The sequence below is a fragment of the Shewanella sp. CG12_big_fil_rev_8_21_14_0_65_47_15 genome, from assembly GCF_002783505.1.
Classification (GTDB): domain Bacteria; phylum Pseudomonadota; class Gammaproteobacteria; order Enterobacterales; family Shewanellaceae; genus Shewanella.
This window is the reverse complement of sequence record NZ_PFGL01000064.1, coordinates 39,377-63,573: the sequence shown is the minus strand read 5'-3', so window position 1 is coordinate 63,573 and position 24,197 is coordinate 39,377. Positions and strand designations below refer to the sequence as shown.

The 24,197-nt window shown below is 47.4% G+C and carries 20 protein-coding genes; 9 read left to right on the top strand and 11 right to left on the bottom strand.

Going from position 1 to position 24,197, the window contains the following annotated elements:
- Positions 1-42: 42 nt before the first annotated feature.
- A complete protein-coding gene (gene ppk1, locus COW15_RS18205) occupies positions 43-2,214 on the bottom strand; it encodes a polyphosphate kinase 1 (RefSeq protein ID WP_293634733.1) in 2,172 nt (723 codons plus the stop codon).
- 361 nt (positions 2,215-2,575) lie between these two features.
- On the opposite strand from ppk1, the gene yegD reads away from it, so the two are divergent.
- Complete coding sequence (yegD, locus tag COW15_RS18200) at positions 2,576-4,033, top strand: molecular chaperone (RefSeq protein ID WP_293634731.1); 1,458 nt, start codon at positions 2,576-2,578, stop codon at positions 4,031-4,033.
- Between the two features lie 17 nt (positions 4,034-4,050).
- The gene (locus COW15_RS18195; protein WP_293634729.1) at positions 4,051-4,539 is read left to right on the top strand and encodes a CreA family protein; all 489 of its coding nucleotides are present in this window, start codon (positions 4,051-4,053) and stop codon (positions 4,537-4,539) included.
- A gap of 189 nt (positions 4,540-4,728) precedes the next feature.
- Here COW15_RS18195 and COW15_RS18190 read toward each other — a convergent pair whose 3' ends face one another.
- The 3 genes from COW15_RS18190 to pdsR all read right to left on the bottom strand — a co-directional run bounded on the left by COW15_RS18190 (position 4,729) and on the right by pdsR (position 9,040).
- Complete coding sequence (locus COW15_RS18190) at positions 4,729-5,928, bottom strand: cystathionine beta-lyase (protein ID WP_293634727.1); 1,200 nt, start codon at positions 5,926-5,928, stop codon at positions 4,729-4,731.
- A gap of 211 nt (positions 5,929-6,139) precedes the next feature.
- Entirely contained in the window at positions 6,140-8,299 is a 2,160-nt protein-coding gene (pdsS, locus tag COW15_RS18185; RefSeq protein ID WP_293634825.1) for a proteobacterial dedicated sortase system histidine kinase, read from the bottom strand.
- 48 nt (positions 8,300-8,347) lie between these two features.
- Positions 8,348-9,040, bottom strand: a complete 693-nt coding sequence (gene pdsR, locus COW15_RS18180) for a proteobacterial dedicated sortase system response regulator (protein ID WP_293634725.1) — start codon at positions 9,038-9,040, stop codon at positions 8,348-8,350.
- Between the two features lie 307 nt (positions 9,041-9,347).
- On the opposite strand from pdsR, the gene COW15_RS18175 reads away from it, so the two are divergent.
- Positions 9,348-11,600, top strand: coding sequence for a marine proteobacterial sortase target protein (locus tag COW15_RS18175; RefSeq protein ID WP_293634723.1), 2,253 nt, complete (start codon positions 9,348-9,350; stop codon positions 11,598-11,600).
- 11 nt (positions 11,601-11,611) lie between these two features.
- Positions 11,612-12,241: a class GN sortase gene (locus tag COW15_RS18170; RefSeq protein WP_293634824.1), complete on the top strand. Its 630-nt coding sequence runs from the start codon at positions 11,612-11,614 to the stop codon at positions 12,239-12,241.
- 97 nt (positions 12,242-12,338) lie between these two features.
- On the opposite strand, the gene COW15_RS18165 is transcribed toward COW15_RS18170, so the two are convergent.
- Positions 12,339-13,364 (bottom strand): GGDEF domain-containing protein, encoded by a 1,026-nt coding sequence (locus COW15_RS18165; protein ID WP_293634721.1) that lies wholly within the window; start codon positions 13,362-13,364, stop codon positions 12,339-12,341.
- 169 nt (positions 13,365-13,533) lie between these two features.
- Between COW15_RS18165 and COW15_RS18160 the strand changes: the two genes are divergently transcribed.
- Positions 13,534-15,156, top strand: a complete 1,623-nt coding sequence (locus COW15_RS18160) for a M28 family metallopeptidase (RefSeq protein ID WP_293634719.1) — start codon at positions 13,534-13,536, stop codon at positions 15,154-15,156.
- Between the two features lie 67 nt (positions 15,157-15,223).
- Here the strand turns inward: COW15_RS18160 and COW15_RS18155 are convergent, their stop codons facing one another.
- From COW15_RS18155 to COW15_RS18145, 3 genes are all read right to left on the bottom strand, one after another.
- Positions 15,224-16,105: a DUF481 domain-containing protein gene (locus tag COW15_RS18155; protein WP_293634717.1), complete on the bottom strand. Its 882-nt coding sequence runs from the start codon at positions 16,103-16,105 to the stop codon at positions 15,224-15,226.
- 266 nt (positions 16,106-16,371) lie between these two features.
- On the bottom strand, positions 16,372-17,382 hold the full coding sequence (locus COW15_RS18150; protein WP_293634715.1) for a RimK family alpha-L-glutamate ligase: 1,011 nt from the start codon (positions 17,380-17,382) through the stop codon (positions 16,372-16,374).
- A 20-nt stretch (positions 17,383-17,402) separates the two neighbouring features.
- Positions 17,403-17,849 (bottom strand): DUF413 domain-containing protein, encoded by a 447-nt coding sequence (locus tag COW15_RS18145; protein ID WP_007648473.1) that lies wholly within the window; start codon positions 17,847-17,849, stop codon positions 17,403-17,405.
- A 108-nt stretch (positions 17,850-17,957) separates the two neighbouring features.
- Here COW15_RS18145 and hdfR point away from each other — a divergent pair, with 108 nt between their 5' ends.
- Positions 17,958-18,806 (top strand): HTH-type transcriptional regulator HdfR, encoded by an 849-nt coding sequence (gene hdfR, locus COW15_RS18140; RefSeq protein WP_293634711.1) that lies wholly within the window; start codon positions 17,958-17,960, stop codon positions 18,804-18,806.
- Between the two features lie 61 nt (positions 18,807-18,867).
- On the opposite strand, the gene COW15_RS18135 is transcribed toward hdfR, so the two are convergent.
- A complete protein-coding gene (locus COW15_RS18135; protein WP_293634709.1) occupies positions 18,868-19,239 on the bottom strand; it encodes a diacylglycerol kinase in 372 nt (123 codons plus the stop codon).
- 231 nt (positions 19,240-19,470) lie between these two features.
- Here COW15_RS18135 and COW15_RS18130 point away from each other — a divergent pair, with 231 nt between their 5' ends.
- From COW15_RS18130 to COW15_RS18120, 3 genes are all read left to right on the top strand, one after another.
- Positions 19,471-20,400 (top strand): DNA ligase, encoded by a 930-nt coding sequence (locus COW15_RS18130; protein WP_293634707.1) that lies wholly within the window; start codon positions 19,471-19,473, stop codon positions 20,398-20,400.
- 91 nt (positions 20,401-20,491) lie between these two features.
- The gene (locus tag COW15_RS18125; protein ID WP_293634705.1) at positions 20,492-20,788 is read left to right on the top strand and encodes a hypothetical protein; all 297 of its coding nucleotides are present in this window, start codon (positions 20,492-20,494) and stop codon (positions 20,786-20,788) included.
- Between the two features lie 240 nt (positions 20,789-21,028).
- Positions 21,029-21,742 (top strand): hypothetical protein, encoded by a 714-nt coding sequence (locus COW15_RS18120; RefSeq protein ID WP_293634703.1) that lies wholly within the window; start codon positions 21,029-21,031, stop codon positions 21,740-21,742.
- Between the two features lie 511 nt (positions 21,743-22,253).
- On the opposite strand, the gene ylqF is transcribed toward COW15_RS18120, so the two are convergent.
- The gene (gene ylqF / locus COW15_RS18115) at positions 22,254-23,195 is read right to left on the bottom strand and encodes a ribosome biogenesis GTPase YlqF (RefSeq protein WP_293634701.1); all 942 of its coding nucleotides are present in this window, start codon (positions 23,193-23,195) and stop codon (positions 22,254-22,256) included.
- 135 nt (positions 23,196-23,330) lie between these two features.
- Positions 23,331-24,170: a 2OG-Fe(II) oxygenase family protein gene (locus COW15_RS18110; protein ID WP_293634699.1), complete on the bottom strand. Its 840-nt coding sequence runs from the start codon at positions 24,168-24,170 to the stop codon at positions 23,331-23,333.
- Positions 24,171-24,197: the final 27 nt, after the last annotated feature.

The following is a 24,197-nucleotide window of genomic DNA, read 5'->3' as shown; positions in this document are numbered from 1 at the left end:
GATTATCCTTAGGCAATCAAGACGATAATAAAGCCAGTGCCGTCAACTGGCTTTGGCCTGTAACTCGGGCGTAAACCTTGCGGTCAGTGTGCCCGAGGTTTGTTCTGCCTCAACCTTTGTCGTTTCAAGCAAGGCATTAAATTCTTGCTGTTGGCGCTTCTCATAATTAATCAGATATTGATAAATGGCAATTTGAGAACGCACTTTGCGCTTGTTACCCCGGTTTCTATAGGGGTTACTCTGCTCTTTATTGATGATACGCGCCTTAGTATTATCGTTGAATTGTAAAGATAAAATATCCATTATCATCTGCTTTAGATTGAGATCATAGATTGGCGTACTGACTTCAACGCGATTATCAATATTGCGGCTCATCCAGTCGGCAGAGCAGATAAAGAGCTTATTTTCACCGCCCGCATGGAACAACATGACGCGGGAATGCTCCAGGAACCTATCGACAATACTGTAGATTTCGATATTGTCGCTGATCCCTGGAATTTGTGGGATAAGTGAACACATACCACGGATAAGTAACTTGATTTTCACCCCAGCGGCCGAGGCTTCATAGAGTTTTTGTACCAAAGTTTCATCGAGTAAGTTATTGAGCTTTAAGGTAATGGCCGCTTTGATCTGACTCTTGGCATTGACAATTTCCTGATCGATCAAATGGGCTAGCTTTTGTCTGGCATCGTAGGGTGACACGATTAAATGTTGGAAGTTATCGCGGCGATATGGATGCTCAATTAAGTCAAATACTTGCTCCACTTCGCGGGCAATATGTTGATTGGCAGTGAACAGCGATAAATCCGTGTACACCCGCGCAGTACCTTCGTTAAAGTTGCCCGAACCCACATGGCAATACAGTTTTATTTCACCTTGTTCTTCACGGCCGATTAGACAGAGCTTGGAATGGACTTTAAGGCTAGTGATCCCATGGTGAACCTTCACACCTGCCTCGGCTAAGATACGCGTCCACTCGATATTGGACTGCTCATCGAATCTGGCGCGCAGTTCAATGACGGCGGTCACTTGCTTGCCGTTCTTCACCGCATCGATAAGCGATTGCACCACATGGGATTTTTTCGCCACGCGGTATAAATTAATTCGAATAAAACGCACCGCAGGATCATAGGCCGCTTGACGCACCATTTCGGTGAAATGGGAAAATTTATGGTATGGATAATTGAGCATAATATCGCCCATCTTTATCGCATCAAAGCTGTTGGCACAGCGGCCAAAACCGGCACTATTCAGTGCGGGGAGCTTTTCATTTTCGAGGTAATCGCGGCTCGGATTCGGAAAGTCGATAAAGTCCTTAAAGCTATGGTAGCGACCCCCTGGGATTAAACATTCGGTGGAGCTGATATTCAAATTCTCTTTCAGCATCACTAGCATGTGTTCAGGCATTTCTTTGTCATAGACTAAACGCACAGGTTCGGCGGTGAGGCGTTTTTTTAAGCCCTTGGTCATTTTCTCGAGCTGGGTTTGCTCTAACTCGTCGGTGATGTCGAAGTCGGCATCACGGGTGAGTTTCATCGAATAAACTTCAATGGCATCGTATTCGAAGAAGGGGCCAAAGAGCTCATTAACACAATGACGAATGATATTATCCAATAGGATCAGATGTTTTTTGGCTTTACTTTTTTCAGCGGGCAACTCGATAAAGCGCGGCACATTTTTCGTGGGGACTTCGACCAGTGCATACTGGCGGCGCGCTTTAGTGTATAGGCAAACGCATAAATAGGTGGCATCGTCGTTAATATGTTTAACGAGATCGCTGTTGTTATTGACAATAAGCGGGGCAATATGGCGCTTAAAATGATCCCTAAAGTGCTTTTTAAGCCAATCGCTATGGAAATCACTTAATTGTTTCTCATTGATTAACAAAATATTACGGCGAACCAGTTCACGCATCAGATCCGTATAAATGTTATCGAAACGCTCCTGCAGGGCCATCACTTTAGATTGGATTTTGGCCATAAGATGGCGACTATTGCTTCGCCCTTCCTGCAGTGAGGACAGTAAAATCGAGCGTCTGACGGCCGCCACCCGTACGCGGAAAAACTCATCCATGTTGTTGGAGAAGATACCAAGGAACCGTACCCGCTCGACTAGGGGGACATTGGGATCACAGGCCTCTTGCAATACCCGCTCATTAAATGACAACCAAGAAAGTTCTTTATCGATCGAAAGTTTATCGGTATTCGGGGACACTGCACAGCTCCTTTAAGCAAGCGTCATGGCGCAATATACAATAGCATTCATCCGTCGTTGTGCAATCAGATTTACTGCTAACAAGTGAAGGAATTTAAATGATAAATATTGCATGTACGCGAAAATCTGTCAGGGATTTATCGAGTTATATGGGCCTAAAGATACGAGGGAAATATGTCAGATTGATGACGAGTGTGACAGAAATATGACCCTAAGATGAAAGTCCTGAGGTCCGGCTCACTTTCCCCTCTGGTGAGCCGTCCACCCCAAACATGCTTGCATCGAAACGACCGACAAAACACCTTGGGCATTGTGGCAAATTATGTTACTTTGCTCGGCTTTTTATCGCGGGAGTGAAGGTATGTTCGTCGGATTTGATTATGGTAGTGCCAACTGCGCCGTCGGAATTATGCAGGGGGAGAGTGTGCAACTATTACCCTTATCAGAGGATTCCACTTATTTACCGTCGACACTCTATGCGATGGACAGAGAGCTTATCGCCGAGGCCGTTTATCAAGCACTTCCTATTGAATTTAAAACCGATTATGCCAAAAAGCGTGCCGCACAATTGAGCCGTGCCCGCATGGTGCGCCATGAGCTGGATCTCGACCCTGATACTCAAGCCGTATTTGTGGGCGAGCAAGCGGTGAAAGCCTACCTAGAAACGCCCGAAGAAGGTTTTTATGTCCGTTCGCCAAAATCCTTTTTAGGTGCGACGGGACTCAGGCCCGAACAAATTGCCCTGTTTGAAGATATTGTCACCCTGATGATGCAGCACATTAAAGTGCGGGCCGAATCGATCTTAGTCCAGAGAGGCATGTTTGATTCAGGCGCTAAGGCTATCACCCATGCGGTGATTGGCCGTCCAGTAAACTTCCAAGGTATAGGTGGCGAGGAGAGTAATCGTCAAGCAGAAGCCATTCTTTCCCTCGCGGCAACCCGGGCCGGTTTTGTAGAGGTCGCCTTTTTGTTTGAACCCTTAGCCGCGGGCATGGATTATGAGGCGAGCCTTAGGGAAGATAAAACCGTGCTGGTGGTCGATGTGGGCGGTGGTACGACGGATTGCTCCGTGGTTAAGATGGGCCCCTCCCATATCATGGCGCAGGATCGCGCCGCCGATTGCCTAGGCCACAGTGGCCAGCGGATAGGCGGTAATGATCTGGATATCGCCCTAGCGATGAATGCTTTTATGCCGCATTTTGGCTTAGGCTCCTTGATGATTAATGGTAAGCCTATGCCGAGCAATCCTTTTTGGAATGCGGTGGCCGTCAATGATATCAGTGCCCAACGCGAATTTGCGACCCTAAGCACGCGTAAATTGATTGATGAGTTGATCAAAGAAGCCGAGCAGCCACAGTTACTGCTGCGGCTATTAAAAGTGCAGCGCCAGCAATTAAGCTATCAGCTAGTACGTTTGGCGGAACGCGCCAAAATTGTTCTATCGGATCAGGATAAGACCGATATTGAACTCGATTTTATCGAAGCAGCCCTGCGAGCGGCGGTAAGCCGTCAGTTGTTTGAAAATGCCATCGAGCCTTCACTCACAAAAGTAGAAGCCCTGATGCACCAAGCACTGAGCCAAGCGGCTAAAACCTTAGCAGAGCGAGGCTTATCCCTAGATGCCTTGTCTACTGATGCTGCTCAGGTAGAATGTCTACCCGATGTTATTTATGTCACCGGCGGCACGGCGCGAAGCCCGGCCATTTACGGCAAAATTGCTGGAATTTACCCCGATATTCCGGTAGTGGTCGGCGATCACTTTGGTTCAGTCACCGCTGGTCTTACTCGCTGGGCCCAAAAGCTATTTGTTAAACAATGATTTATAGGGACATTAAGATGATAACGCGATTAAAAATGGCCATGGCCGCCACTCTGGTGCTATTCGTGACTGGCTGTGGTGATGATGTGGGTAAGGTCAGTCTAGGGTTGTTCACGACTAAGGATGTGATTATCGATGCTAAGCAGGATCCAAAAATCCCCGGAGTGACTTGCCATATTAGCCGTATCGAAGCGAATTTGGATTTTGCCGATCCCTCCGATATGGGGATCAGCTGCCGCCAAACGGGACCTATTACGCCAGCGGATATGGCTAAGATAGATATGGGGAAACACGGGGAAGTGGTATTTACTGAGTCCTTGAGTATTCTGTTTAAGTCATTAAAAGTGCGCCGGATTTATGATGCGCAAAATCAGACTCTGCTGTATTTGTCCTATTCGACCAAAGAGACCAATGGTAGCCATAAACATGCGCTCTCTACTGTGCCGCTCTATGGCTCGCAGGCTTGGGTCGATCCCGCGCTAACCGTTGGGACTAAAAACAATTGATCTTTGCCGCCTAAGGTGTGGACGCTTTTGCCATCTTTAGGGGAATGGATTGTTTTGAAGAGGTTTTTTAGCAGCGTTTTTAGGGAAGCTTTTAGAGTAAAAATAGAAAGGGGCGGAATACACATTCCGCCCCTTTTTGATTTTAATATTCGGCTAGCACCTAGCACCTAGCACCTGGCATTTAGCATCTTAGTTAGCTTTAGCCGCCAGCACCGCATTAAAGCGCTCAAACCCTGCAGTGAGATCCGCGATTAAATCGGCGGGATCTTCTAACCCAATATGCAAGCGAATTAACGGTTTACTCGCATCCCACTGGGTAGCAGAGCGGATTTTATCAATACCGAAAATCCCTAAAATCAAGCTCTCGTAGCCGCCCCAGGAGAAGCCCATCTTAAAGTGGCTCATATTTTCAACCAGTGCAGTGACCGCATCTGCATCGCCTTGTTTTAGCACAAAGGAGAACAAACCGTTGGAGGCGCTAAAGTCGCGTTTAAAGAACGCGTGGCCGGGGCAAGTGTCAAAGGCGGGGTGACGCAGATGATCGACTTCTGGTCGGGTCTTTAACCAGTTGGCGACCTCGAGGGCATTTTTTTCATGCTGCGCCATGCGTACACCTAAGGTACGTAGGCCGCGGGCAGCAAGATACACGTCGTCGGGGGAGGTGGTTTGCCCCATCAAATAGCTGTGTTCACGCAATTGTGGCCAGTATTTTTCGTTGGCGGTCGCCGTGCCTATCATCACATCCGAGTGACCGACGATATATTTGGTCGCCGCCTGAATCGAAATATCCACGCCCATCTCAAAGGGTTTGCTATTGATGGGGGATGCCCAAGTGTTGTCCAGCATAGTGATCAGCCCATGTTCGTGGGCGATGCGGCACAAGGTTGGTACATCCTGCACTTCCATGGTGATGGAGCCGGGGGACTCTAAAAACAACACCTTAGTATTGGGGCGAATAAGGTCGCGGATCCCCGCGCCAATCAGCGGATCGTAGTAAGTGGTTTCGATACCAAAACCGCCCAAGATATGGGTACAGAGATCCCGCGTTGGCTCATACACGCTATCGACCATCAACAGGTGATCGCCCGCCTTTAAAAATGACAATAGCGCCGCACTTATCGCCGCCGCGCCTGAAGGGTAGAGTGCGGTGCCTACACCGCCTTCAAGCTCGGCAATGGCGGCTTGAAAGGCAAAATGGGTTGGGGTGCCGCGGCGGCCATAAAACATCTCTCCATTGGTTTTGTTTTTGGCGGCGTGGCGCATGTCATCCATCGTTTCGAAGACGATAGTCGAAGCGCGAAATACCGGTGGATTGATCACGCCTTTAGTCCATTTTTTGTCTCGACCTAAGCTGACGATTTGGGTGGCGAGCTGGTGTTTATCTGTCATTGGATCATTACCTTGGCATATAGGTTGAACGAATAGGTTGAACAATGTTGGAGAAGAACCATTGGAGATATCTAATCTATTGTTACGACGGTCATCTTAGCATCTGCGCGCAGAAATGACAGGCGGCGCGATGATGAGTTTGACTCATGTTATTGGCTGCAGTCCGTTCGGTCTTTAGATTATGACGCTGGGCTTAAAGGCAACGTGACTCTTAGCTCAAAGGCAGCGTTACTAGGATATCTACCCCTTTATGATCGCTGCGGTTGCGGGCGAGGATTTGTCCTTGGTGGAACTCGGCGACCAATCGCGCGATATATAAGCCTAGTCCTAGATGGGGTTTATCCTGGGCTTGGTTTATTCGCACCGACACCATAGAGTCAAAAATCTGCTCCGACATATCACTTGGAAGTTCTGGCCCTAAATTACTGATAAGTAAGGTTGCTTGCTTACCCACTTGAGTAAGCGTGACTTCGATGGCGCTGCCCGTATCACAGAACTCGAGCGCATTGGCGATAAGTTTGTCCATCAGCTGGGCAATATACTCTGGGACCCCTTGCATCATCAGCGACTGTTCGGGCACTTTGACACTAAAGTGTTGTTCTGGATAGGTCATTTGATAGCCTTGCATACAACCGCTGACCACTTGGGAGAGTGGAAACTTAGTGATATCGGCCTGGGTTAAACTCTGCTCTAGGCGAGTCGCTTCGCTCATATTATTTAAGATCATACTTAGGCGGCTGACACCTTCCTGGGCGCGATCGACATATTTCTGGGTATCTTTATCTAAGGTTTGTAGATTTAAATGCTCGAGGGATGAGCGCACCACGGCGACGGGGGTGCGTAGCTCATGGGATAGGCGCGACGACATGTTCTCAAGGTAATGGGTGTACTGACCTAGACGCCCCACAATGCTGGAGAAACTGCGGGAGAGATCGCCAATTTCATCCCGCGCCTTAGAGGGCTTAAGGTGATTACGGACTCGACCTTGGCTGTCGATGGCATTTTCTGCTTCATCCCGCAGTTTGCGGATGCGGTTAGAGATACTCGAGGCGAAGAAAAACAGCGCCAGCGTGCCCATGCTCATAATGGTCAAAATCACGTTAAACAACTTTTCCAGGGCACGGTTGCGTAGGGTGCGAATGCCGTGGGTGGTTTCTTCGGCAACGACGGCACCCAATACATTGTTATCAATCCAAATAGGGCTGGCGGCGGCGAGCACCACAGCCTTGTTATCTGGGGTCAAGCGCCACGTCGAACTTTGCTGCCCAGCGAGAGCCTTACGAATATGGCTGCCGTCCAGTTCGGTGGAATCCTGCAGTGAGTCGATAAAATCCTGCGGTGGCTTAGTCAGAATTTTATAGTAAAGCGGATGCAAGTAATTGCGCTTGAAACTCTCCCACAGGGAGTTTGATGCCTCATCTTCTAAGGTGCGGGTCCAGACGCTGCTATTGGCGCGAATATCACCGGACTTTGCCAGTACGCGGCCGTGCTTATCCACCACCCAAACCCGCGAGCTGTAATGGCTCATCCCTTTGATAATACTTTCAATTTCAGGTGAGGGCACTAGGACAGTCCCCAGTTTATCGACCGTGTCTAGGGCGGAGGTGCCTACAATGGCACTGATATCGCGGTATTTACTGTCATTCACATCATTGATGGCAAAGCCGAGCTTGCTCCCCACCATATCGAGGGGGATCCGCAGTTCAATGTTATAGCCCACATCCGTCGCGGCCCATTGCCCTTGGATGCGCACCTCTGGGGTGACGGGCACTGTCTGCTTAGGATTTGCGGGCAGTTCGAAGGCGCTGATCCAGCCGGGTTGAGTTGTCGCGACAATATAACGCTTGAATTGATTGTCGGGGGCGAGGGTGGCGATGGAAAGATGATCGTTTCTATCGACGCTCAGCGCATTTTTGCCGCGATAAACTAAAGTGGGATCGACGACTTGAAAGAAGGCATACAGATAACCATCGTATTGGCCAACCATATGGGTGAAGCTTAAGGTTAGCGGTATGTTGGGATCGGCACGCATGATCAGGTTTGCTTGTCCGTATTGGATAAACCTATGCTGGTATTCCTGCCATTCATTGAGTTTTCCGTCGAGCAAAATCGCCCCCGCCAGCGGATAGGCATAGAGATCGCGGCTTTTTTCCACCTGTTTTAAGAAACTCGCCTGGCCATCGAACAGTTTTGGCCGTTCGTGTAGGGCGGTGGCCAATGCCTGAGTCGTGCCTTCTAGAGTGCGCTCCTGACCGTGGCGTAGGTATTTTTCCATTTCCCATACATATTGATACCCCAGCCAAGGTAGGCAGAGTAAAAACAGACTGAGGCCAATGACTTTGGTACGAAGACCGAAGGGGAAACGTGTCATCAATTCGAGGTTAACATCCCATAGCGGCTTGATTAGGCAAGACTCATATTAAGCAAGGCTATCCCAGCGATAGCCCATGCCATAGACGGTATCGATACAGTCAAACTCAGGTGCGGCGGCCATAAACTTTTTACGAATACGCTTCACATGGGAGGTTATGGTGCTGTCATCGACGAAAATTTTTGCCTCCTGCATCAGTTCGTGGCGACTGCGCACATGGCCAGGGTGTTTGGCGAGGGCATGCACCATCCAAAATTCGGTGACAGTCAGTTCGATGGGATGTTGATCCCAATATACCTGCATACGGTTAGCGTCGATCGTCAGTGGGCCACGTTCGAGCAGGTTCTCCTTCGGTGTTTGGCTGGCCGCAAGCTCGGAGCGGCGAAACAGCGCGGCTAAACGGGCGGTCAAATGGGGAAAACTGACTTCTTTGCTTAAGTAATCATCGGCGCCTAAGCGCAGGCCACACACAGTATCGAAGTCACTGTCGCGGGCCGTCAAAAAGATGATGGGCAGGGTATTGGATAGGGCCCGTAGGGACTGGCACAACGTAAACCCCCCGTCGATCTCGTTGCCTAAACCTATGTCGATAATCGCCAAATCCGGTAAGCGCGTGTTAAACGCCAGCATGGCCGAGGGCCTGTCGGCATAGGTTTGTACGCTGTAGCCGTGCTGTTGCAGCACATCCTTATAGTTTTCGCGAATGGCGACCTCATCTTCCACTATGGCGATACGTTTCATAGAACCCGATTCCTATTGACTACTGGGATTAAGTTTTCGTGACTATACAGGATTTTACCTGAGAAAAAAGGCCTCGAATGCCATTGCCATTTTGTTGCCACAATTGATACGTGCATTGCCATTTTCCATCCCCTGCTATGCCACTTCGCCTGTGTTTAATAGCCTCATTGAATGTTTCCCTAATGAAATCATGTCGCCAAATAACCGTTAGCGCCTTTTTCATTGGGATAAGCACGGTATTTAACCTTAGCGCTTTTAATCTCAGTGCATTTAACCACAGCGTATTTAAGATCAGGGAGTCTTTGTGATGACCACAGGGAAAAGAGTTAAAGAAGTCAGTGAAGCCGTTGCGACCTTAGTGATAGCCGTCGCGATTTGTTGGTGTTTACCCTTTGTGGTGCTGGCTTCACCCAATAGCCCCGGGACGCTACTTGAGTCCGGTAATATGATGTCAATGCAGGAAGGGCGTTCACTGCTGCAGCCATCGCTATTCGATTACCAAGATGTGACTCAGGGCATCTTGGTATACCACAACCCAAACGGTGCCTTAGTGCCCTCCTTACCCTTAGACACACAGGTGTCGATGCGCGTCTCGGGCCTAAACAATAGGGTGAGTGTTAAGCAAATTTTTCACAACAACAGCGAATTTGTGCTCAATGGCCAATATCTGTTCCCTCTACCGAATGAAGCAGCGGTGGATTCACTCCGATTGCATATAGGTCAGCGCATTATCGAGGGCCAAATTCATCCAAGGGCCGAGGCAAAACAACGCTTTGAGCAAGCCAAAGCCGAGGGGAAGCGCGCAAGCTTAGTGAGTCAGGAACGACCCAATATGTTCACGACCGAGGTGGCTAATCTGGCGCCTGGTGAGCAACTCGTGGTCGAAATTAGCTATCAAGAAGCCATTCAATATGAAGATGGTTTGTTTCGTCTACGGTTTCCCTTGGTCGTGGCGCCGCGTTATATCCCCGGAAATACGGCTGATAATGGCGGTGACAATGACCGAGTGACCAGTGCGCAAGTGTTTGATGCCGAGAGAATTGTTGCCCCTATTCGCGGGGCTGATGGGGATAATTCCCCTGAGCTTAAGGCCGATATTTGGGTGGATCTGGGGGAGGGCGTCGAGACGAGCATGGTTGAAAGTCCGTACCATCGAATCAAACTCAATGAAGAGCGTGGTGCAACCACTGTGTCGCTCGCCAATTCTGTGCCTGCAAACCGCGATTTTGTGCTGCAGTGGCGCCTAAAACAAGGCAATAGCCCCCTCGCTTGGGTGTTTAACCAAAGGGGGAAAACCCACCAGAATGAAAGTGATGTTTTGTCCCAAGGGGCTGGGAATGCTATCGAAGACAGTTACAGCTTAGTCATGGTATTACCGCCTAAGGCGGATAATCATTCCCAGATGCGTCTGCCCCGGGAATTAATTTTAGTGATAGATACCTCGGGTTCTATGGCGGGGGATCCCATAGTGCAGGCGAAAAATGCGCTCTTGTATGCCCTCAATGGGTTAACAGCCAAGGACAGTTTTAACATCATCGAATTTAACTCCCAGATGTCACAGTTATCGTCGGGATCACTTCCGGCTACATCATCGAACTTAGCCCGTGCCCGTCAATTTGTTAACCGCCTACAGGCCGATGGCGGCACTGAAATGGCATTGGCGCTCAATGCGGCATTGGCGACAAATCATCAAGATGTCACTCAAGCAGCTCCGCACCTACGGCAAGTGATCTTTATGACCGATGGATCTGTGGGTAATGAACAAGCCCTATTTGATTTAATCCGTTATCAAATCGGCGATAGCCGCTTGTTTACCGTGGGCATTGGCTCTGCGCCTAATTCGCATTTTATGCAAAGGGCGGCGGAACTGGGTCGCGGTACTTTTACCTACATTGGCAAGGTAGAGGAGGTCGATGAAAAGATCAGTGCACTACTGAATAAAATCCAGTACCCAGTATTAACCGATATTCAAGTGCATTTTGATGATGGCAATATCCCCGATTATTGGCCATCGCCCATTCCCGATCTTTACCAAGGTGAACCTGTACTCGTCAGCCTTAAACGTGGCCAACGTGAACCCAAGGCGTTAGTGATCACGGGCCGCCAAGGGCATAAAAACTGGCAACAATCCCTGTCATTAATGGATAACTTGGCAGCAATCCCCGATCAGAATGCCGGTTTAGACTTACTCTGGGCCAGAAAGCAGATCGCGGCGCTGGAGCTAAGTAAGAACGGTACCAACGATGATAGGGTCAAACAGCAGGTCACCGCCTTATCCCTCAATTACCATTTAGTCAGCGCCTATACCAGTTTAGTGGCCGTAGATTTGACGCCAATTGAGTCCAATGCCATGGGCCGTGATGCGGTTGTTCGTCAGCATTTGCCCCTAGGTTGGCAGCCATTAGGCATACTGCCACAGACGGCGATGGCGAGCCGCCTCGATATGTTACTCGGTGCGATAAGCTTGTTTATCGCCATGTTGCTCGCCGCCTCCATGTTGAAGCAACGTCGGCTGGAGAGGGCAAGCATGCTCGCGCTCAAGACTAAGCCACAGGTGTGAGTATTCAAACTATGCGTTGGCAGCGAGCACAGTTGTGGTGGTTAGTCGGATGGTTATTACTCGGTGGCACTTTGTTAGGAAAAGGACTCTATATGCAAGCTAAAGCACACTTTGCCCAGTATTTGATTGAACAGGCCTGGACTAAGACCTTAGCGGACGGCCAATCCCATAAGCCTTGGTCATGGGCGGATACGTATCCGGTGGCGAAATTATCGTTCCAGCAAAATAGCCAAGTGAGCCATTTCGATAGGATGGCCTCAAACGATAGCCTCTATGTACTTGCAGGTGCATCCGGGCGCAACTTAGCCTTTGGACCAGGTTTAGTGTTATCGAGCGCGGGGGCGGGGGACTCGGGTAATACTGTGATTGCCGGGCACAGGGACACACATTTCTCTATTTTAAAGGGGATGACAGTCGGTAGGCGATTATCGCTGCAGACCGCATCGGGAAAGGATATTCTTTATCAAGTGGTGGCAACTGAGGTGGTACATGAATCCCAAACCGAATTTATGGCGCCCAGTCGCGACGACCGGTTAACCCTCATTACGTGTTATCCTTTCGATGCCCTTCAAGGCGGGGCTGAACTGAGATTTGTGGTGCAGGCGATCCCTGTAACACAGACACTATTCACGCTGAATTAACTTCAATAGATTCAATATTGACTGTGCCGCCCTTAAGGTTCGATGGGCGGCACTATCTACTACACTATGCTACTGCACTATGGGAGTGGATATGATATCAGTTACTGATCGGCATAACGCGATTGCGGCCGAGGCGTTTGGCTTCGTAAAGTAACTTGTCGGCTTTTTCAATGAGTTGGATCCCAGTTTGTTTCTCTTGCCACTGGGCGACCCCAAAGGATGCGGTGATATTATCGATACGCTCGTCTTTTCTTCTATCCTTAAGGCTGAGTTTTTCGAGCCCGCGGCGCATGGCCTCGGCGAGCTGTCTGGCGATCCGCAATTGGCTCTTAGGCACTATAATGGCAAATTCTTCTCCGCCAAATCGGTACAACTTAACCCCCTCTCGACAGAATTCCTGCAGTCGTTTGGCAACGGCCCGTAGGACTTGATCCCCCAGCTGGTGGCCATAGTTATCATTGAAGGCCTTAAAGTGGTCAATATCGGCCAAAATGACACAAGTGCCTTCGGGTGCTTGGGCTAGCATGCCGCTGAAATCGGTATCGAAGGCGCGTCGATTTAAACAGCCAGTTAAGGCATCATAAAGCACATCTTTCTCGGTTTGTTCGAGTTTCAGCTTTAGTGCATCGATTTCGGTTTGCGCCTTTTGCAGTTGCCCAGTAAAAAATGCCGTACTCGAGCGGATACTGTCGGATTCTTTGACTAAATTGCGGACGAGTTCCAGTACTTGTTCGACGCTGAACGTCTCTTCTTCGATACGATTGAGTTTGGCGAAGTTGCTGTCTATGCGGGATTGAAACTCGTTGGCATCCAGATTGGTGTCTTTGAGCGATTGGGAAAGCTCAGTCACCATGGCCTCTAAGCTTTGACGCATTTCGCGCACATCCAACTCAAGGGGATCGGCAACATATTGGCGATAGAGCAGTTCGCTGCTCACCGGTGGACAAGTGTTGTAATAGGCAATCACAGTGTCTAATTGCTGATTCAATGCGGGATTTTGCTCGCCTACATAGGTATACCAGAGTGCATAATTGATAGGTGTGGTTGGGATTCTATGTTTGAGCATTAACGGAACCGCTTTTTTAAGATTCAGCGCCGCGGTTTGCAATAATTCTCGTGGCATGCATTTACCCTGATGAATAAAAATAAGAATAACAAAATGGATGAGCTGCAACTTGCACGCTACTCGAGTGCTTTTGCGAGAAATGGCTTGCAAGCTTTGCCAAACATATCCCGATCATCCCGTCACAAGCGGTGAAGTATATGATAAAGTTTATCCTCAAAATCAAAGAATGATAATAACTTGGGAGAAAGTCGTGAAAAATTTCATCCTAGCCGGTGCCTTGGGTACTTTGTTGTCCCTGCCTGCCATTGCTGCGCAATCCTTTGCGGACAATTTTGATCTGACACAGTATCGCACCGACGTGAAAACCTTAGCCAGTGATGCCTTCGGTGGTCGAGCACCGCTTTCTGAAGGCGAGCAACTGACGATAGCCTACCTTGAAAAAGCCTTTAAAGAGATGGGGCTGAAACCGGGTTTTGGCGACAGCTACTTACAGGCTGTGCCATTGGCTAAGATAAGTGCCGATCAACAAATGCAGCTCGATATCGGGGGGCTCAAATTTGCTAACGGCAGTGAGTTTACCGCCAGAACCCAACGGGTTGTCGATAAGGTTTCCCTGACCAATAGTGAGGTGGTGTTTGTGGGATATGGTATTAATGCCCCCGAATATCATTGGAACGATTACCAAGGCATAGATGTAAAAGGTAAAACCGTCATAGTGTTAGTCAATGATCCAGGGTTTGCGACTCAAGATCCTCAGGTTTTCAAAGGCAATGCCATGACCTATTACGGCCGTTGGACCTACAAGTATGAAGAGGCGGCTCGTCAGGGTGCCGAAGCGGTATTTATCGTGCATGAAACGGCTCCCGCCGCCTATGGCTGGGGCGTAGTGCAAAATTCGAATACGGGCACTAAATTCACCTTGGTCGATGGTAATAATAACCTAGGGCAAGTGGGAGTCATGGGCTGGGTGCAACATGATGTCGCGCAAAAAATCTTCGCCAAGGCAGGGATGGATTTCGATAAGTTAAAGCGACAGGCCGCTAAGCCAAACTTTAAAGCACAACCTTTAAAATTACAGGCACAGCTGACCTTAAAAAACAGTATTGAACGTGCAGAATCCCATAACGTCGCCGCTATTTTACCTGGTGAGACGCGCGCCGATGAGGTGGTGATGATGCATGCCCACTGGGATCACTTAGGCACAGTGATGGAAGATGGAAAACCAGAGATCTTAAATGGTGCCGTAGATAACGCCAGTGGGGTGGCGGGTGTCTTAGCCTTGGCGCGCCATTTTAAGCAACAAGCACAGACAATGCCATTAGCGCGGTCGATACTGTTTAGTGCCTTTACCGCCGAAGAAACGGGCCTGATTGGTGCCCAGCATTTTGCACAACATCCCAGTGTGCCTACCAAAAATATTGTCGCCTTTTTAAATATTGATGGCATGAATATGAATCAAGATGTTGATTATATTCTACGTTATGGTGAGGGTGTTTCTGAGTTAGAGCATTATTTAGACACAGCTGTGAAGGCTCAGGGACGTGTTGTCAAAGCGGATCCGCGGCCACAAAATGGTTTGATGTTTAGATCAGACCATTTTGCATTGGCCCAGCAAGGTGTACCCGGCCTGTTGTTTATGAGCCTTGGGGATACCGATCCCGATTATATTGCCCATAAATATCACCAAGGTGCCGACGATTATGACCCCAATTGGTCATTGGCGGGGGTCAGTCAAGACCTTGATTTGATAGCCAGTATATTAACAGCACTCGCCAATAGTACAGATTGGCCCCGTTGGTTAGAGTCGTCTGATTTTAAGGCCAAACGTGAGCAAGATGGTCGCAATTAACCGAGAATAATAAAAAGGGCGCCAAACGGCGCCCTTTTTATCTAGGATTTTGAAGCTTACAAGGGACTTAGAAGGTATAGCTTACAGAAAGCATAGGTCCAATAAAGCTGTAGTAAATATTGTAATTGGCAACTTGAGTCGCTTTATCGGCGGATTTTTGGGCGATATCCACATCCACTTTATAATAGTTATAGGCCACGCTCATACTCCAATTAGAGGTGATTTGCGCATCAATTCCTAATTTCACATCGACAAGCTCACCTTCAACATCATCGAGTTTGACAGAAAAATACTGGGCGTGACTGACTAACTCCCAACCGGGTGTAAACTCATAATTAGCATACAGACCAATATCTGGCAGTGGGGCAGTGATGTTTTCATCTACCATGCGAGGAATCGCTTGGCTGCCACAGACATTGTTTAACAATTCAGAAGCCGCACAAACGCCGATAACGCCCTCGAATCCCATTTTGATAAACATAGTGTGCAAACCAAGTGACACACCAACGTCGTAGTTGCTGCCCTGAAATATGTCATAGCCATAACCCAAGCGCAGTATATCAATATTCAAGGTCGAGTTGAGCTTACCACCTGCCTTGATATCGTAAATAGTGTCATTGATTTCAATCTGAAAGGGCTTAGCTAAGGCAAGTGTTTCGGCGCTACGGTGAAGCTGTTTCCAATCAATATAAATATTATGACGTTCATTAAAGTGATAATTTAATTCAACAAACGGGAGAAATTCGTTCTCAGCTAATTGCAAGTCTGATTCATAATCTAAGGTGAAGTTATTACCCGTAGAGGGGTTAGTGACTTGCATATTAGAGTCTGATTGTGAATAAAAACCACCTAGCTCGATAGTAAAATCGCCTGCTTGTACTTGAGTACTTGCCAATGCGGCTACCAGCAGTGGTAATAAGCGGTTCGGTCTCAAACGTGACTCCAGCATTCTTCTTATTATGTTTAACGATAACATCAGACTTTAGTGCGATAAAAAGCACATTTGGAGTGTAACAGCAAATTTCAAAATGTGAATAAAATGTTTTAAAAAAGTGTGGTTTTTATGATGTAAAACAAAAGCAGCATGAATTCTCGAACACTATAGGTAAAGTGCGTACTTGATCACAGCAATGCTGGCACGAAATGGGGAAGAACAAATGTTAACAATTGCGGCGATAACAGACGTTAGCGCCGCAACCTGTGTGATATGGAGGCTTAACTTTTATTGACGGGTTTGACCTCACTGGTGGTCGTTTTATCGTTGAGAACCGAAGAAGTCAGTTCAGCCATCACCGCTTTTGGACTGTTTGGCTCATCCTTATTGAACATGCCAAGGCGAATACGAATAAAGTGCAAAATTTGGGCGGCGATATCCACATTTAAACAGGACTCTAATCCTTCGAATCCAGGGGATGAATTGGCCTCACAAATTTTATAGTGGCCGTTATCGAACAGGAGGTCGATACCCGCGACATCGAGATCGAGAATATTCGCCGTTTGGGTGGCGAGCCATTCGATTTCTGGGGTGATCTCGAAGGGGCGCGCCGAACCACCTGCGCTCACATTGGCCTTAAAACTGTCTTCCTGTCCCCGTCTTTCATAACAACCTGCAACTCGACCGCCAATGGTAAAGACCCGCAAGTCTCGGCCATGGCTGTTGGCGATAAACTCCTGCAAAATAATATTAGCGTTTTTATTGGTCGCTTCGATTAACTGCATTAAGTCATCAAATTCACGGGCTTTATGGGATAAAAATACGCCGCTGCCCTGTGAGCCTGACAGGGTTTTGATCACTACGGGAAACCCCAAATGACGTTCAACCAGTTCGATATCGACGGGAAACTTAACCAACATAGTTTTAGGGGTAGGCAAATTTTTCTCGGCCAACAGTTGTTGGGAGAATAGCTTGTCTTTTACTATCTCAATGGCCTTAGAAGGGTTAAGGCAATACACCCCTAAACGCTCTAAATGGCGAATAATCGCGAGGGCGAAATAGGTGGTGCCAGAGCCCATGCGCGGAATAATAAAATCAGGCAACTCAACGGCTTGCCCGTTTAATAAAATACTCTTGTTATCTTCTCTGGTGACCGTAAGATCAAATTCATCTGGTGCGTATACTTCCAACTCTATGTTGTCAGCCTTTGCCGCTGCCAGTAGACGCTCAATTTCATACCATTCAGGTTTTAGCTGAGTCGCGGTTTCTTTATATAAAATCCACCCACGCATTTAATCGCAAACCTTAATTTTCATTCTTTATCCTCGGGTTCAGGTTCATCCTGAACATCATCTTCAACATCGACATCAAATACTGCTTCGGGCTCGACCTCGGGTTTAGTCGCAGGCAAATGTACTGTGCCAACGACCGCATAAAAGGGTTTGCCTAGGGCGAGTTTGCGGTACTTTAACCAGATCTGCTCTAACAAGCTACTGGGAGCGATATTTCCTTTGATGACTTCGACAAATTGTGCTTCATCGGCGGTGCAAGGTCGCGTCTTGCCCTCGGCAAGGTTTTTCATGGCATAACCATGTAATTCAAGGAGTTCGGCTTCTTTACTGGTAAAGTCGCCACTGCGTTTAAAGCCTTTAGGGAAGTTTGCATCATCATAAAAACGTTTATGAGATACAAAGCTGGCAGCTGAGCCGTTAACCGTCTCAGAACCCTTGTTAGCGTTTGAAAAAGACTGTTCAGACATGGCAGTTACCTTCTAGTTTTTGATATACAAAGATTTGCAACTGGAGTATTGGCTAGTATTATTGATTTATAAATCAAAAAAATTTGCCAATGTTGGTCAAGAATTTTTATGGATACCGATTTACTTAAGACCTTTCTCGAAGTCTCCCGTACCCGCCATTTTGGTAAGGCGGCGGAAAACCTTTATCTTACCCGCAGTGCTGTCAGTTTTCGGGTTAAGCAGCTCGAGAGCATTCTCGGCGTCGCGCTGTTTGAGCGCCAACGCAATAATATTCAGCCCACTCCCGCAGGTGAGCGAATGCTCGGCCATGCCGAAGCGGTATTAATGGCGTGGGAACGCGCCAAACAAGATGTCTCTTTAAGCCAGTTACAGTCGACCCAATTGGCTATCGGCGCAGGTCCTAATATCTGGGATGCGTATCTCCAAGGGCATTTGCAGCATTTGCATGTCGGTTTACCTGGGGTCGCACTGCGAACCGAAGTCTTACCCTCGACGGTAATGACACGGCAATTGATGGATAGAACGCTGGATATTGCGATTGCCTTCGACCCTCCTAAACTGGACCAATTTGAATTAGTGCAATTAGGGCAAATCAATTTACTGTTAGTGTCGAGTATGGCTGATACTGTCGTCAGCGGAGTGGCCCCTGGACAATATGTGAAGGTGGATTGGGGGACGGCGTTTAATATTATCCATGCTCAGGAATATGCCACACTTCCGGTGCCGACATTGCATACCAGTTCTGCTCGTATTGCCTTAGATTTTATTTTAAATAATGGCGGCTGTGCATTTTTGCCTGAACATTTAGTACAACAGTTACTGCGTAAAGGGGAATTACACTTAGTGCGCGGCGCCAATGCCATTTCCCGCAGTGTATATGTGGCGTACTGGGCTGAAAATGATCGGTTGGAACAGATTCAGCAGGCGATCGACTTTTTGATCGATGACGGTATTTAAACGACTTGATGTTTAAAATCGCCTTTAATGTTCACATTAAAGGCGATTTTGCTGTTGCGGATTACATAAATAGCGGCACTAAGATGGCGAGCCAAGTGATACCGCATAACGCCAGTGTTAAAAATACTGCCGCAGAGGCGATATCTTTTGCTTGGCCGCTGAGGGGATGAATTTCACTGCCCACACGGTCGACTACGGCTTCAATCGCCGAGTTAAGTAACTCAACAATCAACACCATAAACAGGGTTGATATCAGCAGTAATCGTTCAACAGTGCTTATATCGACCCAGAGTGCGATGGGGAGCATCACGATGGCCAGCATTAATTCTTGTCTGAATGCAGCCTCGTGAACCCAGGCGGCTTTTAAGCCTTTCATCGAAAATCCCGTGGCTCTAACGATGCGCTTAATACCGTGGTTGTTTGCTGGTTTCATAGTATTTCCATTGACTTGAGCGATAGACTGCTAAGGTTTATCCCGTTCAAACTCGGCTATAAACATGATTGTGTTATGTCACATTTGCGCGGGCAGATAAAATTGGCCGCAGTATAGCCCGAGATCACCAGTGCATAAATAGTTAACGCGGTTAATTCATCGGGGATCTCGCCATCCTTTGATCTTCAATCTAAGCTTGGAGCAGGACAGGGTTTATCAAGAGGCAAGGGAATGACTCATGTAAACAAAGCGCTTTTTTTAACATTGAGACCTTATCTGCTATTGCAATGGTGCAGCGGCATCTTACTGTTGATCTCTTACGTGCTGCACGCCAACCCCCTTGCACCCAATATTCAACTCGCCACTGAATTTACGGCGGATGAGCAAGTATTAGATATCAATGAGTTTTTGATCAGTGAGAAGCTCGATGGCGTTCGCGGTTATTGGGATGGTCGCCGTTTAGTGACTCGCCAGGGGAATCCGATTGCAGCACCAAAGTGGTTTACGGCGGGTTTTCCTCCCATCCCTATTGACGGAGAATTATGGCTCGGGCGAGGGCAGTTTGAGGCGATATCGAGCTTAATCCGTCAATCGGCACCGAAGGAGGACGACTGGCGTTCGGTACGTTTTATGGTGTTTGATTTGCCGGAAGCGGCGGGCAACTTTGAACAGCGTTATCAACTCGCACTCAGCCTTCTCACGGGGGAATCGCCCTATATGCAGGTTATTGAGCAGGTTAGATTGGACAGTATTGAGGCACTATACCAAAAACTCGATACCTTAGTGGCTCAAGGCGCAGAAGGCTTGATGTTGCATAGGCGCAGTGCCCAATATAGGGTAGGGCGCAATCCTAACTTAATGAAATTAAAACCGTATTTTGATGCCGAAGCAAAAATCATTGGTTATATTGCCGGTAAGGGCCAATTTGCTGGTCAAATGGGAGCCCTAAGGGTGCAAACACCTGACGGCCGTATTTTTAGCATAGGCACAGGGTTTACCTTGACGGAACGTCAGCATCCACCCGCTGTGGGCGCGATTATTACCTATAAATACTTAGGCTTAACCGTTAATGGTTTACCTCGATTTGCTAGTTTTTTGCGGGTAAGAACCGATATAATCGAGCCCCCATTGGACGGCAGTGTTGACCGTTTTGGGCAATAAGCCGATATACCCATGCCATACGAACTCGGCGGCGAGTCTTAAAGGAAAATGAGTGTTTACAATGCAACATAATCCCTAATGTGAGACGACTATGAAAGTAATGGATTCTGAAAACCGAGCATGGTTTCTTTTGGAACATGAAGGTCATTTATACTTGAATGCAAATTGCAACATGAGTGCATTTGGCTATAGCTATATGATCCAGCTAAATGATCAGGAGCTGCAAAAATATGGAGCTGGTGGCCGTGAGTATCTAAATAATCTGGCCCACGATATTCATTATTCTGTGCCAATCGCAAAAGATACATCCTCAATTTATAAAGACCGTGAAGTCTCAAAACCGCTATCTGGTTTAGCAACAGAAGCGATTAGAGCGTGGCGTGTTTAAAATTGATTAACTTGAAAATGTCCCCAAAGTGGTTGAGGGACACTACCAGAACTCTGCACGCTATGTGCAAGTTGACCTATTTTTTGTAATGTTAAAAGTGCCTACAACATCGGTGGCGATTCAGGCTGGACCTTCGCTCTTCGCTGCCTTGCTCGTTTTACGTTTTATCGCTACGCTAGCGCAAAACAAAAAGCCCAGTTACGGCAAGTTATAGCGTTGTTTTAGGTAAAGGGAAGTATCGTGTTAATCGATTATACAAAATACACAGTGGACGAATTGTTGGATGTTAATGAAAACATTAATAAAGATAAGTACCCAGAACGGTATAAGCAGTTATGTGATGAAATCCAGCACAGAAAAGATATCGGAGAATTCGAAAAAAGAGAACAAAAAATTGAAGAGCTTCAAGACGATGATGAAGATGAAATTATAATCGAGTTCTCGCCTGAAGGTTCAGCTACTAGTCGTACAATATTCATAGTTGCTTTTTTTATAATAAATATATTAGTTTTAGCTTTTGTATTGTCTAAATACATAGTGACTGATATATCAAAGGTTCATGAATATTCAACAATAATTGACTTCATAGAATGTCAAAAAGATGAAGTTACTTATAGTAAATCAGATAAAGTAGATACATACTTTGATTTAAAAATTGGATCCTTCCAAGATTCATTTATTGCCGCTGGGATAAGTGAAAGCAAGTGTAAAATACTTGCCAGAGATTTAAATGTCGGTTCAAAAGTTTCAATCTGGCATGAAGCTGGCTTAATTTTTCAATTAAAGTCAGATAATGAAATGCTTCTCTCATATCAATATATGAAGCCTAAGATTCAATCAGTACAAACCAGTGATTTAGGTTTTTATTGGTTTGGTTTGTTGGCATTATGGCTTATGTTTTTTAAATCCCTAGTCAATGCATTCTTTCCGGGTACATTTACCTTTGACAAGTAACCAAAGCTGGAGAGAAAAGCTTTGTTTTTTCAATGGATTCAAAGTTTTAAGCCAAGCTATTACCCCTTAGTTGTCTACGTCAAGACAGCAAAACTGGTTGTTAAAATTGGCACAGGGGCGCCAGTGACCGTTGGCGACATGGCCGCTCTTACACATTCATTTGAACGCGACATTTACACTTCCGTGTACTGCATATGTCGCCGTCGAGCCTATAGTGTGTTACGTAGCTCTTTTAAATCTACCGATTACACTAATGCTAAAAAGGTGATCCATGGTGATTTGCGAGGCGACCGTCCGCCCCATGGGCGACCCTGCATTCAAGGAAGGACTGGAACAACATCCCTGTTTAACTGTTCGCTCGCCTTCCATGGCTCTCGTTCATACACTTAGAGGCCCTAGGTGTCTATTCACAGTATCGATGAGCGAATGCCATGGCTCGCCTATCAGTCGAAGCCTGCATTAGTCATTTAGTCGCTGAAGGTTTAAACGCTAAAGAGTGCTCAACGTAACATTAATCGTTATGGCGTTTTCCAGAGCGTTTTAGCTTCTCTGCGGCCAGTTTGGCTTCTTTTTCAGCTTCTTTTTCAGCCAGAATACGTGCCACTTCGACCTTTTCAATTTCGGCCATCGCGGGGGTTTCAAGGGATAACAAGCCGATTTTGCCTGAACGATATTCGTGCAATAAAAGTTCAGATGCCTTATGCAAATCGATACGGCCGCCGGGACGCAGGGCGCCACGCTTGCGGCCAATTTCCTCGAGTAGCGCCATATCGTCGTGCGGTAATTCGCTCAAGTTATAACGCTCGCAAATCTCTTTTGGGTAGGCGGTTATGAAATACTTGGCGGCGAACAGGGCCACATCTTCATATTCCATGGCGGTGTCTTTAATGGCGCCGGTAACGGCAAGACGATAGCTGCTGGCTTCGTTATCCACTTTAGGCCATAAGATGCCCGGGGTGTCCGAGAGCACAATACCGTTGCGTAGATTAATGCGCTGCTGGGTCTTAGTGACTGCAGGTTCGTTACCGGTTTTAGCGATAACACGACCGGCTAAGGTATTGATAATGGTAGACTTACCCACGTTTGGGATCCCCATGATCATAGTGCGAATGTCCTTTTCGGTCTTATCGCGACTCGGCACTAACTTACGGCAAAGATCCGGTAGCATTTTCAACATACCCGGTTGCAGCGTGGTGATCGCCGTGGCTTTAACGCCTTGTTCACGCTCTAGGTATTCAATCCACTGCGCGGTGACTTCAGGATCGGCTAAGTCGGATTTATTCAGCAGTTTAATACAAGGTTTGTCACCGCGAAGCTTTGACACCATGGGGTTTTCACTACTGTAGGGAATACGCGCGTCCAGCACCTCAATCACCAGATCGACCTGAGGCATAGCCTCTTCGATCTCTTTGCGTGCCTTATGCATATGCCCTGGATACCATTGAATTGCCATGATAACGCCTTGTCCTAAATAACTTAAAGAACGGCTATTCTACCTTGATGGCGGCGAATGTCATAAAAAAAGCGCCCTCAGGCGCTTCAATCGCTTAATCCTTGATGTTTTCTTGGATTAAATTGTCGCAGCGGATTAGATCACTCCGAGTTCGCGCAGTCTTTCCATTAGATAGCTGTCGGCGGTATAACGCTCAGACAGTACAACCGAAGGATTTGGGTGCAGGAATAAAGGCAGGGAAATACGTGACTTAGTCTTATCCGTGCCTTCTGGGTTGATCACGCGGTGCGAAGTCGATGGGAAATACCCGCCGGATGCTTCCTGCAACATATCGCCGATATTGATGATAATGCTGCCAAAATCGCTTGGCACATCTAACCAAGTCCCGTCCTTGGCTTTCACTTGTAGCCCTGGCTCATTGGCGGCGGGCAGTACAGTGATAAGGTTAATATCTTCGTGGGCTGCGGCGCGAATGGCGCCCATTTCTTCATCACCCGTCATTGGCGGATAATGCAGAATGCGTAGCAAGGTTTTCTGGCTATCGGCGATCATCTCGGGTAAGGGCATCGAAAACTTCGCTTTTACTTCGTCAGGTGAGTAGGTTTCGATCCACTCTAACAGTTCAGACGCTAGCGCATTGGCTTTTTCATAGTAGGCCAGAATATTGGCCCGCAGCGAGTCAGGGATCCGGCCCCAAGGGTAGACGTGGTAGTACTCTTTAATATCTTTAACCGTGTGGCCTTTTGCGGTTTCTGAAATCGAAGCGGGGAAGAAACCATCGTGGGTTTCCTTTTTAAACATAAACTCGTTTTTCGCCTCTGAGTTAAAAAATGCCTGCCACTCGGCGTAGATGGACTCAACCAGATCCTTATCAATAGGGTGGTTAGAGAGAACGCCAAAGCCCGTTTCCCGCAGGGATTCTACAAAGCGTTTGGCGCTATCGGCGGCGCGATAATCAATGGTTTCTAATTTCATATTGTTTCTACTTGTTATAAATGATGG

Coding starts and splice junctions, on each gene's coding strand:
- COW15_RS18175 (WP_293634723.1), top strand. CDS start 9,348: ATGACCACAGGGAAAAGAGTTAAAGAAGTCAGTGAAGCCGTTGCGACC.
- pdsR (WP_293634725.1), bottom strand. CDS start 9,040: ATGAAACGTATCGCCATAGTGGAAGATGAGGTCGCCATTCGCGAAAAC.
- COW15_RS18145 (WP_007648473.1), bottom strand. CDS start 17,849: ATGTCTGAACAGTCTTTTTCAAACGCTAACAAGGGTTCTGAGACGGTT.
- ylqF (WP_293634701.1), bottom strand. CDS start 23,195: ATGGCAATTCAATGGTATCCAGGGCATATGCATAAGGCACGCAAAGAG.
- COW15_RS18155 (WP_293634717.1), bottom strand. CDS start 16,105: ATGCTGGAGTCACGTTTGAGACCGAACCGCTTATTACCACTGCTGGTA.
- COW15_RS18130 (WP_293634707.1), top strand. CDS start 19,471: ATGACTCATGTAAACAAAGCGCTTTTTTTAACATTGAGACCTTATCTG.
- yegD (WP_293634731.1), top strand. CDS start 2,576: ATGTTCGTCGGATTTGATTATGGTAGTGCCAACTGCGCCGTCGGAATT.
- COW15_RS18160 (WP_293634719.1), top strand. CDS start 13,534: ATGATAATAACTTGGGAGAAAGTCGTGAAAAATTTCATCCTAGCCGGT.
- COW15_RS18165 (WP_293634721.1), bottom strand. CDS start 13,364: ATGCCACGAGAATTATTGCAAACCGCGGCGCTGAATCTTAAAAAAGCG.
- COW15_RS18135 (WP_293634709.1), bottom strand. CDS start 19,239: ATGAAACCAGCAAACAACCACGGTATTAAGCGCATCGTTAGAGCCACG.
- COW15_RS18195 (WP_293634729.1), top strand. CDS start 4,051: ATGATAACGCGATTAAAAATGGCCATGGCCGCCACTCTGGTGCTATTC.
- COW15_RS18190 (WP_293634727.1), bottom strand. CDS start 5,928: ATGACAGATAAACACCAGCTCGCCACCCAAATCGTCAGCTTAGGTCGA.
- hdfR (WP_293634711.1), top strand. CDS start 17,958: ATGGATACCGATTTACTTAAGACCTTTCTCGAAGTCTCCCGTACCCGC.
- COW15_RS18110 (WP_293634699.1), bottom strand. CDS start 24,170: ATGAAATTAGAAACCATTGATTATCGCGCCGCCGATAGCGCCAAACGC.
- COW15_RS18170 (WP_293634824.1), top strand. CDS start 11,612: ATGCGTTGGCAGCGAGCACAGTTGTGGTGGTTAGTCGGATGGTTATTA.
- COW15_RS18125 (WP_293634705.1), top strand. CDS start 20,492: ATGAAAGTAATGGATTCTGAAAACCGAGCATGGTTTCTTTTGGAACAT.
- COW15_RS18150 (WP_293634715.1), bottom strand. CDS start 17,382: ATGCGTGGGTGGATTTTATATAAAGAAACCGCGACTCAGCTAAAACCT.
- pdsS (WP_293634825.1), bottom strand. CDS start 8,299: ATGACACGTTTCCCCTTCGGTCTTCGTACCAAAGTCATTGGCCTCAGT.